We start from the raw sequence: 15,653 nt of genomic DNA, 5'->3' as shown, positions 1-15,653 counted from the left end.
CCCCCGTGACGGAGCAGCCCGCGTACCCGACGTCCCCGGGGGAGGGCCGGCCGACGGCCGGTCCTCCCGCCGTACCCGTGCCCCGGCCCGGGTCGGCCGGCCAGGCCGGATATCCGCCGCCCGGCCAGCCGGGTCCGCCCCACCAGCCGGGTTACGCCGCGCTGCCGGGCTACCCGGTCCCACCCGGCCAGCCGGCCTACCCGGGCCGCCAGCCGGCCTACCCGGGCGGCCAGCCGGGCTACCCGGTCCCGCCGGGCCAGTACGCCGCGCCGCCGGGGTATCCGGTGCCGCCGGCGGCGCAGCTGCCGACCAGTCCGGGCGGGCAGCCGCTCGCCTCGTTCACGGACCGGCTGCTGGCGGTGCTGATCGACGGCGCCATCCTCGCCGGGGTCGGCATGGTGCTCGCGATTCCGGCCGTGATCATCTTCTTCGTGGTGACCGGACCGGACCTCTTCGCCGTGGAGTACAACCCGGACGGCACCATCGCCGACCCCGATCCTCTCGCCTTCCTGGTGCCACTCCTGATCATGGAAGGAATCCTGATCCTGGTCGTGTACGTCGCGCAGTACGTCTACCAGGTCGAGATGGCGCGTCGGACCGGTCAGACGGTCGGCAAGCGGATCATGAAGATCCGGATCACGCCGCTGGACCCGAACCGGTCGCTGACCCGGGGCGCCCTGGCCCGGCGTTTCCTCGCCCAGGTCGGCATCGGGTTCATTCCGGGGCTCGCCTACCTCGACGGGCTGTGGCAACTCTGGGACAAGCCGTACCAGCAGTGCCTCCACGACAAGTTCGCCAAAACCGTGGTGGTTAAGGTTCCAGCGTGAACGTCAGGACTGAACCGAGGTCGTCGCGGTGACGGTACAGCCGGGTTGGTACCCCGACCCCGCCGAGCCGACCACCCAGCGGTACTGGGACGGCGACGGCTGGATCGGCGCGCCGCTGCCCGTGGACGCCGAGCCGCCGGCCGGCCCGCCGCCGGCCGAACCGGAACCCGCACCCGTCTCCGGGCCGTCCGGGGCGACGGACACCGGCCCGACCTCGCCCGCCGCCCCGTCGCCTCCGGCCGGGCCGTTCGGCGCGCCGCCGGCCGGGCCGTTCGGCGCGCCGCCGGGTACGCCGCCGTACGGTCCACCGCCGGGCTGGAACCCCCACGCCGGCCCACCGCCGGGCTGGAACCCGTACGCCGGTCCGCCACCCGGCTGGCACCCGTCCTGGACGCCGCCGCCCCGGCCACACGGGATGGCGCTGGCACCGCTCAGCGCCCGGCTGGTCGCCCGGTTGATCGACATCAGCATCGTGTTCCTGCTCAACGTGGTGGTCAACGGCTGGTTCGTCTGGCGGTTCGTGCAGGAGATCGAACCGCTCTCCCAGGAACTCAGTCGACGCTGGCTGAACGGCGAGGCGAGCACCGCCAACCTGCCGCAGGCCAGTCCGCAGGCCGACGGGCTGCAGGTGGTGATCCTGCTCATCGCGGTCGCGCTCTGGTTCGCCTACGAGGTGCCGTCGGTGGCCAACAGCGGGCAGACCCTCGGCAAACGGCTGATGGGCATCAAGGTCGTACCGGTGACCGAAACGGAGCAGTTGGGCTTCGGACGCTCGTTCCGCCGCTGGAACATGCTCGGGCTGCCGGTGTTCCTCTGGAGCTGCTGCGGGATCGGCTTCCTGATCCAGCTGCTCGACTGCGGGCTCGCGGTTTTCGACCGGCCGTTGCGGCAGACGCTGCACGACAAACGGGCGATGACCGTCGTGGTCCAACTCCCGCGCCGGACCGTTCCGCCGCACGCACCGGGCTCTCCCGCCGGACCCACCGGCTCCCCCACCGACCGCCCTGGAGGCACCGAGTCATGACCAGTCCCGCCCCCGACCGGACGCCCCGGCTGACCCGTGCCGACCTCGACGCGCTGCCGAGCTACGTACCGGGCCGCAGTCCGGCCGACCTCGCCCGGGAGCTGGGTCTGCCCGAGGCGATCAAGCTGGCCAGCAACGAGGTGCCGTACGGCCCGCTGCCGGGGGTGGTCGAGGCGGTCGCCGAGGCGGTCGCGGGGGTGCACCGCTATCCGGACATGGGGGTGCTGGCGCTGCGGGGCGCCCTGGCCGAGCGGTACGGGGTGAGTCCGGACCGGATCGCCACCGGCTGTGGTTCGGTGGCGCTGGCCGAGCACCTGGTCCGGGCCACCTGCCTGCCCGGGGACGAGGTCCTCTACTCGTGGCGCTCGTTCGAGGCGTACCCGATCATCGCGGCCACCGGCGGCGCGACGAGTGTGCGGGTGCCGAACGACGCCGGGCACGGCCACGACCTGACCGCGATGGCGGCGGCGGTGACCGACCGGACCCGGCTGATCTTCGTCTGCAACCCGAACAACCCGACCGGCACCGCGGTACGCCGGGCCGAGCTGGACCGCTTCCTCGCCGCCGTACCGGACGACGTGCTGGTGGTGCTCGACGAGGCGTACCGGGAGTTCGTCACCGATCCGGAGGTGCCGGACGGGCTGGCCACGTACGGCGACCGGCCGAACGTGGTGGTGCTGCGCACCCTCTCCAAGGCCTGGGGGCTGGCCGGGCTGCGGATCGGTTTCCTGGTCGGGCACCCGGAGGTGGCCGGCACCGTACGCAAGGTGGTGACCCCGTTCTCGACCAGCCTGGCCGCGCAGGCCGGCGCGCTGGCCGCACTAACCCAGGAGACCGAGGTACGACGCCGCTGTGCGCTGGTGGTCGCCGAACGGGACCGGGTGACCGAGGCGCTGCGCAAGCGGCTGCCGGGCGGCGCCGTGCCGGAGAGCCAGGCCAACTTCGTCTGGTTGCCGCTCGGTGACCAGGCGGTACCGTTCGGCCAGGCCTGCGAGGCGCGCGGGGTGATCGTCCGGCCGTTCGCCGGGGACGGGGTCCGGGTCACCATCGGCACCCCGGCCGAGAACGACGCGTTCCTGGCTGCCGCCGAGGCCGCGCTCTGAACCTGTCGGGGGACTTGTCCCCGGGCCGGGCCGCGACCGAGGCTGGCGCCCCGAACCGGGCTGACCGGGCTCAGGTCGCGGCGAGGATGACCGGCTGGGCCGACAGGTAGTAGCGGTCGTCCTCGGCATCCGGGGCAACCGGCTCGGCCAGCCGCTCCACGGCGAGGAAACCGTGCCCCGCGTAGGCAAGCCCCGGCGACCAGGCGGTGGAGTCCCGACCGTAGGTGAACGGGAACCGGGACCGCTGCACCCCGGTCGCCGCGTCCAGCGTCACCAGGTCGTTCGACGCGGTACGCAGATGCACCAGGCCCGGTTGGACCGCGAGGATCGTGGTCTGCCGGTCGGCGGGGGCCAGGGTCGGATCGTCGCCGGCCCACCGCCACCGCTCGCCCCCGGTCCGCACCGACCTGGCGACCAGGCCGGTCCCGGCCGGCGCCACCGCGACGTCGTCGACGAGTACGGTCTCCGGGCCGTCCAGCACCGGTGCGGCAAGCAGCCCAGGCCGGTCCACCAGCCAACCCCGGCTGCCGTCAGCGGTCTCGGTCCGCAACGCCCGGCAGTCTGCACGGAGGCTCGCACAACCGAGCGGGGTGACCCGCAGACCGACGGTCCCGCCGTCCGGGTCCGCGGCGGGCGGACCGGCACCCGGGGCGCCGGTCGGCTGCCAGCGGGTGTCGAGGCGCCCGGTGGCCACGTCGTAGAAACCGAGCACGGGTGCGCCGGCGCAGGTCTCGGGGATCACGAACTGACCGTCGACGGTGGTCAGCGCCGCCGCCGGGTCACCGGTCGGGCAGGCCGGGTCGACCTCGGCCCGCCACAGTTCGCGCCCGGTCGCCACGTCGATGCCCCGGCGTTCGGTCGTACCGGCCACGATCAACAGTCGGCTGCCGTCCGGCCCGGCCGCCGGATAGAGGCCGACCGGGGTGTAGACGGTGGCGGCGCCGGTGCGCCGGCCGACGTACCCGTCTCCGGGGCGCGGCCCGGCGGCCCGCCACCGGACCAGGCCGGTCCGGGCGTCCAGCGCGACGAGTTCCCCGTCGGACCAGCGGGTGACCACCGTGCCGCCGTCCGCCAGCGCCCCGGTCACCTCGGCCGGCCAGCGCCGGTACGACCAGTACGGGGTCCGTCGGGTCGGCGCGTCGACCGGCTGGTCGGCCCAGACCTTCCGGGATGTGGCGTAGACCCGCAGCCGGCCGTCGACGATCAACGGCGCCGCGTTCAGGGTGCCGACCACCCCCGGTTCCCGGGTCGCCGGGGCGGGATAGCCGTCCCCGGCCGAGTCGACCACCTCGGCCGGGGCGAGCACCCGGTACACGGTCACGGCGGAGGCGAGCAGCACCAGCACCGCCGCCACGACGGCGAGGGCCGTGGCTGCCCATTTCCTCGTACCGGCGGGTCCGCCGGAGCCGTTCGGCGTTGTCATGCCCGCACCTCCGCCGGCAAACCCTACCCAGGCCCGGCGGCCAACCGCCGTGCGGTGCGCGGCACGCGGGCGGCCGGCTCACGCCACCGGCGCGCCCACCCGTCCGCCGGTTCAGGGGGTGAAGTGTCCCGTCCGGGTCGCGGCGACGAACGCGGCCCAGCCGGTCGGCCGGAACTCCAGCACCGGCCCCGGGTCCTTCGAGTCCCGCACCCCGACGATCCCCGGCAGGTTGTCCGCCACCTCGATGCAGAGCCCCTGGTCGTTGGAGCGACTGCTCTTGCGCCACACGGCGCGTGAATCGTCAAACATATTTACACCCTTTCAACCGATAAGGCACTCAATGGGCGAAGTTCGTCCGCCGAGATGCCTAACGGAGGATGGATGCTCCTGTTACTCAGCCGAGCGGAGGATCGCACCGACTGTGCGAGAGACGCCGCCCCCGGCCCGGCCAGCGCTTCCGCCCCGGCCGGGTCAGGCTACGGCCGGAGCGATGGTGCCGGTCACCTCGCCGAGCCCGACGACCCGGCCGTCCGGGCCGGGTGCCGTACCGCTGATCGTGACGGTGTCCCCGTCCAGCAGAAAGGTCCGGGTCGCGCCGTCGGCCAGCCGGACCGGTTCGGCACCGCCCCAGGTCAGCTCCAGGAACGATCCGGTCTGGTCCCGGCGCGGCCCGGAGACGGTGCCGGAGGCGTAGAGGTCGCCGGTCCGCAGTGCCGCGCCGTTCACGGTCAGGTGGGCGAGCTGCTGGGCCGGGGTCCAGTACATCGGGGCGAACGGCGGCTCGGTGACCCGGTGCCCGTTCCAGTCGACCGCCAACCGCAGGTCCAGCCCCCGGTGCGGTACGTCGGCCAGATAGTCGAGCACCGGCGGGTCCTGCTCCGGCGCCGGCACCCAGGCGTGCTCCAGGGCCTCCAGCGGCACCACCCAGGGCGAGACCGAGGTGGCGAACGACTTGCCGAGGAACGGGCCGAGCGGCTGGTACTCCCAGGCCTGGATGTCCCGGGCCGACCAGTCGTTGACCAGTACCAGGCCGAAGACGTGGGTGGCGAGTTCGTCGACGCCGACCCGGTTGCCGAGCGCCGACGGCACCCCGACCACAAAACCGACCTCGACCTCGATGTCGAGCCGGGTCGATGGCCCGTACACCGGACCGTCCGGGGTGGCCCGCTGGCCGCAGGGGCGGACGACCGGCGTACCGGAGACCACCACCGTGCCGGCCCTGCCGTGGTAGCCGACCGGCAGGTGCCGCCAGTTCGGCAACAGTGCGGGCTGGCCGGGGCGGAAGATCTGCCCGACGTTGCCGGCGTGGTGTTCCGAGGAGTAGAAGTCGACGTAGTCGCCGACCTCGAACGGCAGCACCATCGTGACCCGGTCGAGCGGGATCAGCAGCGGCTCGACCGCCGGGCGGTGCTCCGGACCGGTCAGCAGTTCGACGATCCGGTGGCGTACCGTCGTCCACTGCGGACGGCCGAGGGCCAGGAAGGCGTTCAGTGTCGGCCGGCGCAGCGCCCCACCGGCCAGGACCAGTCCGGCCTCCTCCGCGCCGTCGAGGTCCAGCACCAGGTCACCGACGCGTACGCCGATCCGGGGCGCCCGGTCGTCCGCGACGAAGACCCCGTACGGCAGGTTGTGCACCCCGTACGGCGAGTCCGTCGCTCCCTCCACCCACGTCACCCTCGGTCCTCCCCCGCCCACGTGCCACGCCGCCCGTTCACTCCTCGAATCCTCCGTTCACCAGGCCCAGCCGGACCAGGTCGATGAGCGGCTCCATGACGCTGCACGAGCCGAAGCCGATCCAGAGCGGACGCCGCTGCTCCCGCCGGGACCGGGCCGCCTCGACCAGCGGCAGCGGGTCGGTCCCGGCCAGCAGTTCGGCGATCTCGGCCACCTCGGCGCCGGTGTGTGCGGCGGCGCTGGCGGCCAGGATGTTGACGAACCCGTGGTGGGTGAAGCCGGTCTCCGGGTCGATGTGCCGGATCGCGTGGTGCAGGCCGGCGGTGAGCTTGAACGGCAGGTCGCGATCCCGGCAGGCGCCGATCACGGCGGCCAGTTCGACCGGGGTGGGAAAGAGTTCGGCGGCCAGCCCGCCGGTGCGGAACTTCGCCCCGATCCGCTTGCCGGCGGCCCGTTCCCGGGCCAGCCGGTCGAGCGCGCCGAGCAGTCCCCAGGTCAGCGGAATCTCGGCGAAGACCACCGGAGCGTCGCGGTGACCGGGGCCGTCACGGTGACCGGGGCCGTCACGGTGACCGGCGGTAGGAGGGCCCACCTCGTCGAGGTGGGCGGGGAGGCCGACGAGGTCGTCGAGGCCGGGCTGCGGGTCCTCACCGCGTTTGGCCACCGCGGCCTCGACCTGACGGATCCGGATGCGACTGTCGACCTGGTCGCGCAGTTGGTAGAGCCGGGGGATCGGCACGTCCGCGATGACACCGACGTCGATCCGCTCGTCCGCGCCGAGCAGTGCCGGCAGTTCGGGCAGTGCCGTGGCGGGCAGCAGCAACGGTCCGACCATGGTGGCGTACCAGGCCGTCCGGTGCCGGCGATGTGCGGCGACCGCCTCGGGCAGGCTGGCACTGCCGGGCGGAAAGACGGCGGCGTCGTCGACCAGCCCGTCGAAGAGCCGGGGCACCTGCGTTGACACGAACAGAGAACTTACGGGACGCTACGACTAGCGGACAACAGCGTCCGATTATCGGACGTTTCCGGCCGCTGACTGGGACAAAACGGAGGCGATCATGCCGTACTACCGCAGCGTCGGCGAGGTACCCCGCAAGCGCCACACCCAGTTCCGGCAACCCGACGGCAGCCTCTACGCCGAGGAGTTGATGGGGCAGGAAGGGTTCTCGTCCGACTCGTCGCTGCTCTACCACCGACACCTGCCGACCGCGATCGTCGCGGCCGAGGAGTACACCCCACCCACCTGGTCGCGGGTGCCGAACCGGCCGCTGAAGCCACGCCACCTGCGTACCCACAAGCTCGACTCGTCCGGCGCCGACCCGGTGCTCGGCCGGCAGCACCTGCTGGTCAACGACGACGTCCGGATCTCGTACGTGGTCGCCGACCGCCCCTCGCCGCTCTACCGCAACGCCGTCGGCGACGAGTGCCTGTACGTCGAGTCCGGCGCCGCCCGGATCGAGTCGACCTTCGGCGTCCTCGGGGTCACCGCCGGGGACTACGTCATCATCCCGACCTCGGTGATCTACCGGGTCGTCCCGGTCGCCCCCGACCCGCTGCGGATGCTCACCATCGAGGCGTCCGGACACATCGGGCCACCCAAGCGCTACCTCTCGGTCCGCGGCCAGTTCCTCGAGCACTCGCCGTACTGCGAGCGCGACGTCCGGGGCCCGGAGGCGCCGCTGCTGGTCGAGGAGACCGAGGTCGACGTCTACGTCCAGCACCGCCGGGGCTGGACCCGCCACGTGTACGCCCACCACCCGTTCGACGTGGTCGGCTGGGACGGCCACCTCTACCCGTGGGCGTTCTCGATCCACGACTTCGAACCGATCACCGGCCGGATCCACCAGCCGCCGCCGGTGCACCAGACGTTCCAGGGGCCGAACTTCGTGATCTGCTCCTTCGTCCCCCGCAAGGTCGACTACCACCCGCTGGCCATCCCGGTGCCGTACAACCACCACAACACCGACTCCGACGAGGTGCTCTTCTACACCGGCGGCAACTACGAGGCGCGGCGCGGCTCCGGCATCGAGCAGGGCTCGATATCGCTGCACCCGGCCGGCTTCACCCACGGCCCCCAACCCGGGGCGGCGGAACGGGCCATCGGCGCGGAACGCTTCGACGAACTGGCCGTCATGGTCGACACCTTCCGCCCCCTGGACCTCGCCGAGCCGGCGCTGACCTGTGAGGACAGTGGGTACGCCTGGACCTGGGCCGGTCGTACCGCCACCGCCGCCGACTGACCGCCTCTCCCACCGACTGACCACTCAGCCACCGCCCGGCGACCGACCGGCGCCGGGATCGACTGTTGTCACAGCTGCCGGTTAGGGTCGACCGGTGGACGAGCAGGAGTTCTACCGACGGCACAGCCCACTGACCGACCCCGGCGAGCACCGGGCACGGTTGCGCGGGCTGCCGACCGACGTCGCGGCACTGGGCGCCATCGTGCGGGGCGCGGTCCTGCACCGTGACGAGACGTCCTGGCTGCACGGCTTCGAGCTGCCGGCGCAGCGTCGCGACGAGGCGAACACCCGGTGGACCCGGGCGATCCTCGACCACCTCGGCGACCTGCGGGAACGCCCGGCGCCGCAACGCTTCGCCGGCACCTGCCGGGACTTCTCGATCCTGCTCTGCGCCCTGCTGCGCGAGTCCGGCACGCCGGCCCGGTTGCGGGCCGGCTTTGCCGGCTACTTCACCACCGACTTCTTCGACGACCACTGGGTGGTGGAGTACTGGTCCGACCGGCACGGCTGGCGGCTGGCCGACGCCCAGCTCGCCGGCGGGGCCGCCGAGGCGTACCGGGCCGACGTGGACCCGCTCGACGTGCCGCGCGACGCGTTCCTGGTCGGTGGGGCGGCCTGGCGGGACTGCCGCCGTGGCGACCGGGACCCGGCGCGGTTCGGTGTCTTCTCGGCCGGGCTGACCGGCATGTGGGAGGTGCAGGGCAACGTCCTCCGCGACCTGGCCGCGTTGGCGAAGGTCGAGACGCTGCCCTGGGACAACTGGGGCCTGATCGAGCCGCACTTCGACACACTCGGCGACGGCGACCGCGAACTGCTCGACGGGGCGGCGGCGGTCAGCGCGGCCGGCGGACCGGCCGACGCCGCCGCCGCGCTGCTCGACTCCGACGACCGGCTCCGCCCACCCACGGCTCTCGTCGCGCCACACTGACGCGGTCGCGAACACCGCAAGAAACACCCGGTGTCACTCGTTCTCCGGTCTGGTGCCGAAGATCAGCACCAACTCGGCGGCGGCCGCGCTGACGATCGCCAACACCAGCAGCCAAGGGCTGCCGACCAGCGCGTAGAGCAGGATGAGGACCGGACCGGCGACGGCGGTGTAGACGGTGAGGGCCAGCGACCGGTCGCCCCGGATCAGCTCCGGCAGCCGGCCGCGGCTCAGGTTCGGCACCCGGCGGGCCAGCCGCCACAGCAGGACGGCGCCGACCACCGAGGCGATGCCGGCCCAGACCCGGGCCGGGGTCGGGTTCAGCCCGGCCATGCAGGTGACCAGGATGGTCACCACGAAGGTGTAGCCGAGGGCGTACATCAGGACCCGGCGCAGGCCGAAGCCGATGGTACTGCCACCGTCGACCCGACCCGGAGCCAGCGCGGTCGCGTCGACCAGGTGTTCCAGCGCCTCCGAGTAGCGCCGCTGCTCCAGCCGGATCACCCCGATGTTGTGCTGCGCCTCGGCCATCTCCGGGTCGAGCCGCAGCGCCTCCCGGTAGGCCCGCTCGGCCAGGTCGTACAACTGCATCCGGACCGCCACCAGGCCGAGCACCAGGTGTGCCTCCGCCTCCTCCGGGGCCAGTTCGACCGCCCGCCAGGCCGCGTTCAGCGCCTGCTGGCCGTTGCGGGCCTCGCCGAGGATCGCGGCGGCGCTGCGCTGGGCGTACGCGTCGTCGGGGCCGAGCGCGAGGATCTCGTCGGCGGTCTCCGCCGCCGCCTTGAACCGGCGCAGGTCGACCAGGGCGTGTCCGCGGAACACCAGCGGATGGAACGTCTGCGGGGCGGCGGCGACCGCCATGTCGGCGGCTTCGAGGGCCTTCTCCGGTTCCTTCGACGCGAGCCGGATCATGGCCAGGGTCAGCAGTGCCGGTACGTGGTCGGGTTCCAGTGCGATCGCGAACCCGACCTCGGCGGCGGCCTCGTCGTACCGGCCGAGTTCGGCGAGGAGTTCGGCGCGCTGGACGTAGCCGTCGGCGGTGGCGGACTGGTCGGAGTCGGCGTCACTGGACACGTGCGGAAGCGTAGCCGGGCCGGTCTCCTCCGAGCTTCCCCGCGGGGCGGGGCGGCGAGCCGAACCTCCGGACGCGACACGCCGAATCTCTTCGCGCGACCCGCCGAAACGCCCTCTCCCCATCGGCGGCAATCAGCGGTACCGTAGACGGGACCAAGCCTGGCGCTCCCCCCGTGGCGTCAGGCTTGGTCCTTTTCCGGCCACATCCGCGTCCGGCCACATCCGCGTCCGGCCACGACCGGCGACCGATGGAGGTCAGCGCAGGATGCCGACCCCGTGGACCGGTGCCATCACCAACGGACCGGTCCCGGTCGGGGTGGTGGTCCACCAGCCGCCGGTGACCGCCCGGCCCCGCGCCCGGTGCCACCTGATCCCGAGCACCAGCAGCCCGACGGCCGCGTCCACCGCCAGCAGCAGCCAGCTCAGCGCGGTGTAGAGGTGCACCTGGAGCTGGGTCACGTTCGGCGCCTGGCCGATCCCGATCAGGTACCACTGGGTCGGGGTGCCGGTGAGCAGCAGGGTCAGCCACACCGCGATCCCGCTCGACGCGTCCCACAGCCCGTGCAGCAGGGTGACCAGCAGGAACCAGCCGAGCAGCGAACCGGTCAGCCGGGGCCGGCCGTGCGGCGCCCGGGCCGCGGTCGCGAAGAGCGCACCGCCGAGCACCGCCGTCCAGAGCCCGTGTCCGACCGGCGCCAGGATGCCGCGCAGCGCCTCGGTCTCGACCACGTTCAGCAGCGACAGACCGTTGGCGGTGAACAACGCGTTGAAGGCGTACCCGGCGCTCTCGAAGGCGGCGAAACCGAAACCGACCGCCGCGCCCAGCACCATCCCGTTCCGGGCGGTGAAGTACGGCAGACGCCGGGCGAGCAGCCAGAGCGCGGCGAGCTTGACCGCCTCCTCGACCAGCCCGACCCCGAGGTAGCCCAGGGTGGACGGCTGCCGGACGAAGGCGGCTTCGAGGACACTGGCCCCGAGCACCCCGAGCACCCCGCCGTAGACGAACGCGCTGAACACCCGCTGCGCGGTCAGTACGGCGTCGGCCCGGCTGAAGGCGTACACCACGAAGGTGACCGGCACCAGGAAGCTGCCGACCAGGATGATCGTCGGCACCAGGTTGGCGTTCCCGGTCAGGAACGTCACCAGCACCGTGGCCAGCCACAGGGCCAGGCCGGTGACGAAGACCCGGAGCCAGCCCGGTCCCGACCGGGTACGACGGGTCCTGGCGGTGGTCTTCCCCGGTGGCACCGCGTCGACAGTCAGTTGCGCCATCTCGCCCTCCTCGAAGCCGTCGGTGCCGTCGACCACGACAGCGCCGTACCGTCCTCGAGAAGCGTGCGCCTCCGGCGGCCCCCGGGTCTTCGCCGCCAGCGGCCATCCGGCATACCTGCCAGCCGGAATTCCGGCCTGCCCGCTACCCTGCCCGGGTCTGGGCGGGCAGGTCGACCAGCAGTGTCGTGCCCTGCCCGGGCGGGCTGCTCACCGACACCGTCCCGCCGGCCGCCGCCACCCGGTCGGCGATGCCGACCAGGCCCGACCCCCGGCCCGGGTCGACGCCGCCGACACCGTCGTCGCGCACCGACAGCCGCAGGCCGCCGTCGCGCAGCTCCGCACCGACCTCGACGACGCTGGCCCGGGCGTGCTTGGCGACGTTGGCCAGCGCCTCGGAGACCACGTAGTACGCGGTCACCTCCACCAGCTCGGGCAGCCGCCCCGGCACGGCCAGGTCCAGTTCCACCGGTACGGCGGACCGCCGGGCCAGCGCCTTCACCGCGGGCGTGATGCCGCCCTCGGAGAGGATCGCCGGGTGGATGCCCCGGGAGATCTCCCGCAGTTCGTCGACCGCACCGGTCAGCCCGTCCGCGATCTGCGCCAGCCGGCTCCTCGGCTCCGGCGGCTCGTCCGGCAGTTCCGCCTCGACGGCACGCAACTCCAGCACGAGGGAGACCAGCCGCTGCTGCGTACCGTCGTGCAGGTTCCGTTCGATGCGGCGCCGGGCCTGGTCGGCCGCGGCGACGATCCGGGCCCGGGACGCGGCGAGCTCGTCCCGGCTCGTCTCCAGCGCACCCGCCATGCCGTTGAAGGCCCGCTCCAGGACCCCGACCTCGCCCACCCCGCGTTCCGGCAGGCGTACCCCGAGGTCGCCGCCGGCGAGCCGGCCGGCCATCTCCGCCACCCGCCGCACCGGCCGGGCCACCACCCGGTTCAGGTGTCCGGCGTACCCGGCCACCAGCAGCAGGGAGGCGACCAGACCGGCGACGGTGGCACCGATCGCCCGGTTGAGCGCGTTGTCGGAGTCGTGCTGCCGGGCCACCACCTGGTGCTGTTCCGCTCGCACCAGCTGGTCGAAGTCGCCGCGCAGCCGGCCGATCCACCAGTCGCCGTCCACCTCGGCCTCCCGGACGGTGGCCGGATCGCGTGGCGGCGCCTCGACCAGCGGTACGGAGTGCTCGTTGACGTACGCGTCGATGCCGCTGCCGAGAGCACGCGCCCAGGCCAGTTGGCCGGGGTCGTCGGCGACCAGTCGCTCCAGCTCCGCCGCCTGCGCCGGATAGCCGGACCGGGCGGCGTGCCACGGCGCCAGCGACTCCTGCCGGCCGGTCAGGGCGTAGCCCCGCTGTCCGGTCTCCAGGTCCACCAGCAGCCGCTCCAGGCGGTTGGCCGCCACCAGCACCTCTTCCGCCCGTCGCGCCTGCCGCTCCGCCGCCCGTACGTCGACGACCGAGCTGAGCAGGACACCGAAGGTGGCACCGAGGACCACGGCGAGCAGGCCACTGGCGGTCAGCAGCCGACGGGTCAGCCCGTAACGCAACTCAGCCTCCAGCCGGGGTCGACCTCGGACCGGGTTCGATCCGGGACCGAACGATAATGGTTTCATGACCAGGCAGCGGGACGGGTCCGCGCACCCGGAGGCCGAGCCGGCTGGCGCCCGACCGCGGGTGGTGCTGGCCGACGACGACGTGCTGCTCCGGGAGGGCGTGGCCAGCCTGCTCGACCGTTCCGGTCTGGCCGTGGTGGGCCAGGCCGGTGACGCCGACGGGTTGATCGCGCTGGTCCGGACCGAACTCCCCGACCTGGTGCTGGTCGACATCCGGATGCCTCCGGCGCACTCCACCGAGGGGCTGGAGGCGGCGAAGCGGATCCGCCGCGAGTTCCCGGAGATCGCCATCCTGGTGCTGTCCGCGCACGTCGAGGTCGAGCACGCGATGGATCTGCTGGCCAGCGGCCGGGGTATCGGCTACCTGCTGAAGAGCCGGGTCACCGACGTGGCGGACTTCGTCGACACCCTGGGCCGGATCGCCCGGGGCGGATCGGTGGTCGACCCGGCGCTGGTCCAGGATCTCGTCTCGGCCCGTCGGCGCAACGACCCGCTCGCCGCGCTCAGCGAGCGCGAGCGGGAGGTGTTGGCGCTGATGGCGGAGGGTCGGTCCAACGCCGGAATCGCCCGCCGGCTCTGGGTTACCGAGGGCACCGTCGAGAAGCACGTGCGACACATCATGGCGAAGCTGGGTCTGGCCGAGACGGACGAGGACCACCGTCGGGTCCTCGCGGTGATCACCTTCCTGGACGCCCACTGACCTGGACCGACGGCCCCGCACCCCACTGATCTGCTGGTCAGCCGTCGGTCCGCCGATGCGCGTCGAGCAGGTCCCGGACCGCCCGGCCCGACAACGCGGTCTTGGCCAGGAAACCGATCGCCGGGCTCGCCTCGACCAGGTCGACGTAGTCCTCGGCGGCATGCGCCGACACCATGATGATCTCCGCCTCCGGACGCAGTTGCCGGGCCACCTCGAAGCCGCTCTCGCCACCCAGGTCGATGTCGAGCAGCACCACGTCCGGCCGCAGCCGGCTGTCCTGCCGTACCGCGTCGGCGCCGGTCGAGGCGACGCCGACCACGGTGACCGCCTGCCGTTCCAGCAGCCCACGGGCGGCGTCCAGGAAACGCGTGTTGTCGTCGACGATCAGGCACCGCAGCGTCACGATCCCAGCCTGGCAGTTCCGACCACGGCTGCCATTCCCGCTAGCCGGAATGTTCACCCCGCCAGCGACCGATCCGGCCAGCGGCCGGCCGCCGGCCGGGTGTCCGGTGGATCAGGGTGTCCGGTGGATCAGGGCGACCGCGATGCCCGCCAGCCCCTCGGCCCGGCCGGTCAGGCCGAGCCCGTCGGTGGTCGTACCGGAGACGGTGACCGGAGCACCGACCGCCGCGCCGAGCGCCGCCTGCGCCTCGGCCCGCCGGGGACCGATCTTCGGGCGTACGCCGACCACCTGGATCGAGACGTTGCCGATCTCGAAACCGGCGGCGCGGACCCGACGGGCCGTCTCGGCCAGCAGGGTGACCCCGGCGGCACCGGCCCACTCCGGCTCGGCGACCCCGAAGTTGCTGCCCAGGTCGCCGAGGCCGGCGGCGGAGAGCAGCGCGTCACAGGCCGCGTGCGCGGCCACGTCGCCGTCGGAGTGCCCGGCCAGCCCGTCGACACCGGGCCAGTGCAGGCCCGCCACCCAGCAGTCCCGCCCCGCCTCGAAGGCGTGCACGTCGGTTCCGATGCCGACCAGAGGAACGATCATGTGCGTCAAGGGTAGTGATCAGGCCGGCCCGACCACCGACGGACGCGTCGGCGGCTGGTCGCCGTTCCGCGACTGCTCGGTGCTCAGCAGGTGCTCGGCCAGGGCCAGGTCGAACGGACGGGTGATCTTCAGGGCGTACTCGGAACCGGGTACGCAGCGGACCCGTACGCCCTGCTTCTCGACCAGGCCCGCGTCGTCGGTCAGCGGATCGACGGCGGCGGCGTGCGCGGCGGCGAGCACCGACCGCCGGAAGCCCTGCGGCGTCTGTACGGCCCGCAGCGCGGCCCGGTCGACGGTGCCGAGCACCACCTCGTCGACCGAGACCTCCTTGATCGTGTCGACCACCGGCAGCACCGGGATCACCGCGTCCTCGCCGGCCCGGACCGCCGCCGCCACCGACTCCACCAGGGTGGCCGGGGTCAGCGCGCGGGCCGCGTCGTGCACCAGGATGATCTCCGGGCCGGCCGGGACGACGGCCAGCGCGGCGGCGACCGACTCCTGCCGGGTCGCCCCGCCCGGGACGACGGTGACCACCGCCACCGGGGCGAGCAGTTCCCGCACCGCCTCGACGTCACCGGAGGGTGCCGCGACGACGATGGTGTGTACCGGTCCGGCAGCGGCGATCCGGCGTACCGCATGGGTCAGCAGGGGCTCGCCGCCGAGCCGGCGCAGGGCCTTGGGACCACCGGGGCCGAGTCGTACCCCGGCACCGGCCGCAGGAACGAGGACCGCGACGTCACCGCGCGGATTGAGCTGCGCGGTCACGTCGCGGTCCTCGGACTTTCTCGGGTACG

Annotated in this window: 16 protein-coding genes; 6 read left to right on the top strand and 10 right to left on the bottom strand. The window is 73.2% G+C overall.

Going from position 1 to position 15,653, the window contains the following annotated elements; all coding sequences use genetic code 11:
* Nucleotides 1–5: 5 nt before the first annotated feature.
* From ABGB21_RS12540 to hisC, 3 genes are read left to right on the top strand one after another with little or no spacing between them, the layout of a single operon-like run.
* Nucleotides 6–827, top strand: a complete 822-nt coding sequence (locus tag ABGB21_RS12540) for an RDD family protein (protein ID WP_347677798.1) — start codon at nucleotides 6–8, stop codon at nucleotides 825–827.
* A 28-nt stretch (nucleotides 828–855) separates the two neighbouring features.
* Nucleotides 856–1,851, top strand: a complete 996-nt coding sequence (locus ABGB21_RS12535; RefSeq protein ID WP_347677796.1) for an RDD family protein — start codon at nucleotides 856–858, stop codon at nucleotides 1,849–1,851.
* On the top strand, nucleotides 1,848–2,954 hold the full coding sequence (gene hisC / locus ABGB21_RS12530) for a histidinol-phosphate transaminase (protein WP_347651551.1): 1,107 nt from the start codon (nucleotides 1,848–1,850) through the stop codon (nucleotides 2,952–2,954). The genes ABGB21_RS12535 and hisC overlap by 4 nt, the downstream gene beginning before the upstream one ends.
* Before the next feature lie 70 nt (nucleotides 2,955–3,024).
* On the opposite strand, the gene ABGB21_RS12525 is transcribed toward hisC, so the two are convergent.
* The 4 genes from ABGB21_RS12525 to ABGB21_RS12510 form a co-directional block, all read right to left on the bottom strand.
* Nucleotides 3,025–4,377 (bottom strand): PQQ-binding-like beta-propeller repeat protein, encoded by a 1,353-nt coding sequence (locus ABGB21_RS12525; protein WP_347651550.1) that lies wholly within the window; start codon nucleotides 4,375–4,377, stop codon nucleotides 3,025–3,027.
* A 111-nt stretch (nucleotides 4,378–4,488) separates the two neighbouring features.
* Nucleotides 4,489–4,686, bottom strand: coding sequence for a DUF397 domain-containing protein (locus ABGB21_RS12520; protein ID WP_347651549.1), 198 nt, complete (start codon nucleotides 4,684–4,686; stop codon nucleotides 4,489–4,491).
* A gap of 162 nt (nucleotides 4,687–4,848) precedes the next feature.
* Nucleotides 4,849–6,051 carry a fumarylacetoacetase gene (fahA, locus tag ABGB21_RS12515; RefSeq protein WP_347677794.1) on the bottom strand — a complete coding sequence of 401 codons (1,203 nt, stop codon included), beginning with the start codon at nucleotides 6,049–6,051 and terminating at the stop codon, nucleotides 4,849–4,851.
* Between the two features lie 37 nt (nucleotides 6,052–6,088).
* Complete coding sequence (locus tag ABGB21_RS12510) at nucleotides 6,089–7,015, bottom strand: hypothetical protein (RefSeq protein WP_347651547.1); 927 nt, start codon at nucleotides 7,013–7,015, stop codon at nucleotides 6,089–6,091.
* A gap of 94 nt (nucleotides 7,016–7,109) precedes the next feature.
* On the opposite strand from ABGB21_RS12510, the gene ABGB21_RS12505 reads away from it, so the two are divergent.
* The gene (locus ABGB21_RS12505) at nucleotides 7,110–8,291 is read left to right on the top strand and encodes a homogentisate 1,2-dioxygenase (protein WP_347677792.1); all 1,182 of its coding nucleotides are present in this window, start codon (nucleotides 7,110–7,112) and stop codon (nucleotides 8,289–8,291) included.
* 94 nt (nucleotides 8,292–8,385) lie between these two features.
* Entirely contained in the window at nucleotides 8,386–9,219 is an 834-nt protein-coding gene (locus tag ABGB21_RS12500; RefSeq protein ID WP_347651545.1) for a transglutaminase-like domain-containing protein, read from the top strand.
* A gap of 33 nt (nucleotides 9,220–9,252) precedes the next feature.
* On the opposite strand, the gene ABGB21_RS12495 is transcribed toward ABGB21_RS12500, so the two are convergent.
* The 3 genes from ABGB21_RS12495 to ABGB21_RS12485 form a co-directional block, all read right to left on the bottom strand.
* Entirely contained in the window at nucleotides 9,253–10,290 is a 1,038-nt protein-coding gene (locus ABGB21_RS12495) for a tetratricopeptide repeat protein (RefSeq protein WP_347677790.1), read from the bottom strand.
* Nucleotides 10,291–10,545: 255 nt separating this feature from the next.
* Nucleotides 10,546–11,598 carry a PrsW family glutamic-type intramembrane protease gene (locus ABGB21_RS12490; protein ID WP_347651543.1) on the bottom strand — a complete coding sequence of 351 codons (1,053 nt, stop codon included), beginning with the start codon at nucleotides 11,596–11,598 and terminating at the stop codon, nucleotides 10,546–10,548.
* A 106-nt stretch (nucleotides 11,599–11,704) separates the two neighbouring features.
* Complete coding sequence (locus ABGB21_RS12485; protein ID WP_347677788.1) at nucleotides 11,705–13,102, bottom strand: CHASE3 domain-containing protein; 1,398 nt, start codon at nucleotides 13,100–13,102, stop codon at nucleotides 11,705–11,707.
* 64 nt (nucleotides 13,103–13,166) lie between these two features.
* On the opposite strand from ABGB21_RS12485, the gene ABGB21_RS12480 reads away from it, so the two are divergent.
* Nucleotides 13,167–13,868, top strand: coding sequence for a response regulator transcription factor (locus ABGB21_RS12480; protein WP_347651541.1), 702 nt, complete (start codon nucleotides 13,167–13,169; stop codon nucleotides 13,866–13,868).
* 37 nt (nucleotides 13,869–13,905) lie between these two features.
* Here the strand turns inward: ABGB21_RS12480 and ABGB21_RS12475 are convergent, their stop codons facing one another.
* From ABGB21_RS12475 to ispD, 3 genes are all read right to left on the bottom strand, one after another.
* Nucleotides 13,906–14,271, bottom strand: coding sequence for a response regulator transcription factor (locus ABGB21_RS12475; protein ID WP_347651540.1), 366 nt, complete (start codon nucleotides 14,269–14,271; stop codon nucleotides 13,906–13,908).
* A gap of 111 nt (nucleotides 14,272–14,382) precedes the next feature.
* Complete coding sequence (ispF, locus tag ABGB21_RS12470; protein ID WP_347651539.1) at nucleotides 14,383–14,859, bottom strand: 2-C-methyl-D-erythritol 2,4-cyclodiphosphate synthase; 477 nt, start codon at nucleotides 14,857–14,859, stop codon at nucleotides 14,383–14,385.
* A gap of 18 nt (nucleotides 14,860–14,877) precedes the next feature.
* Complete coding sequence (ispD, locus tag ABGB21_RS12465; RefSeq protein ID WP_347651689.1) at nucleotides 14,878–15,624, bottom strand: 2-C-methyl-D-erythritol 4-phosphate cytidylyltransferase; 747 nt, start codon at nucleotides 15,622–15,624, stop codon at nucleotides 14,878–14,880.
* Nucleotides 15,625–15,653 lie beyond the last annotated feature (29 nt).

Origin of the sequence: Plantactinospora sp. B24E8 (assembly GCF_039871735.1) — a bacterium.
GTDB lineage: Bacteria > Actinomycetota > Actinomycetes > Mycobacteriales > Micromonosporaceae > Plantactinospora.
The sequence above is the reverse complement of the archived record's forward strand: the minus strand, read 5'-3'. Positions and strand labels throughout refer to the sequence as shown.

What these genes read in the sequence shown, in the direction of transcription:
- hisC (WP_347651551.1), top strand. Translation starts at nt 1,848, where the DNA reads ATGACCAGTCCCGCCCCCGACCGGACGCCCCGGCTGACCCGTGCCGAC.
- ABGB21_RS12525 (WP_347651550.1), bottom strand. Translation starts at nt 4,377, where the DNA reads ATGACAACGCCGAACGGCTCCGGCGGACCCGCCGGTACGAGGAAATGG.
- ABGB21_RS12520 (WP_347651549.1), bottom strand. Translation starts at nt 4,686, where the DNA reads ATGTTTGACGATTCACGCGCCGTGTGGCGCAAGAGCAGTCGCTCCAAC.
- ABGB21_RS12505 (WP_347677792.1), top strand. Translation starts at nt 7,110, where the DNA reads ATGCCGTACTACCGCAGCGTCGGCGAGGTACCCCGCAAGCGCCACACC.
- ABGB21_RS12480 (WP_347651541.1), top strand. Translation starts at nt 13,167, where the DNA reads ATGACCAGGCAGCGGGACGGGTCCGCGCACCCGGAGGCCGAGCCGGCT.
- ispF (WP_347651539.1), bottom strand. Translation starts at nt 14,859, where the DNA reads ATGATCGTTCCTCTGGTCGGCATCGGAACCGACGTGCACGCCTTCGAG.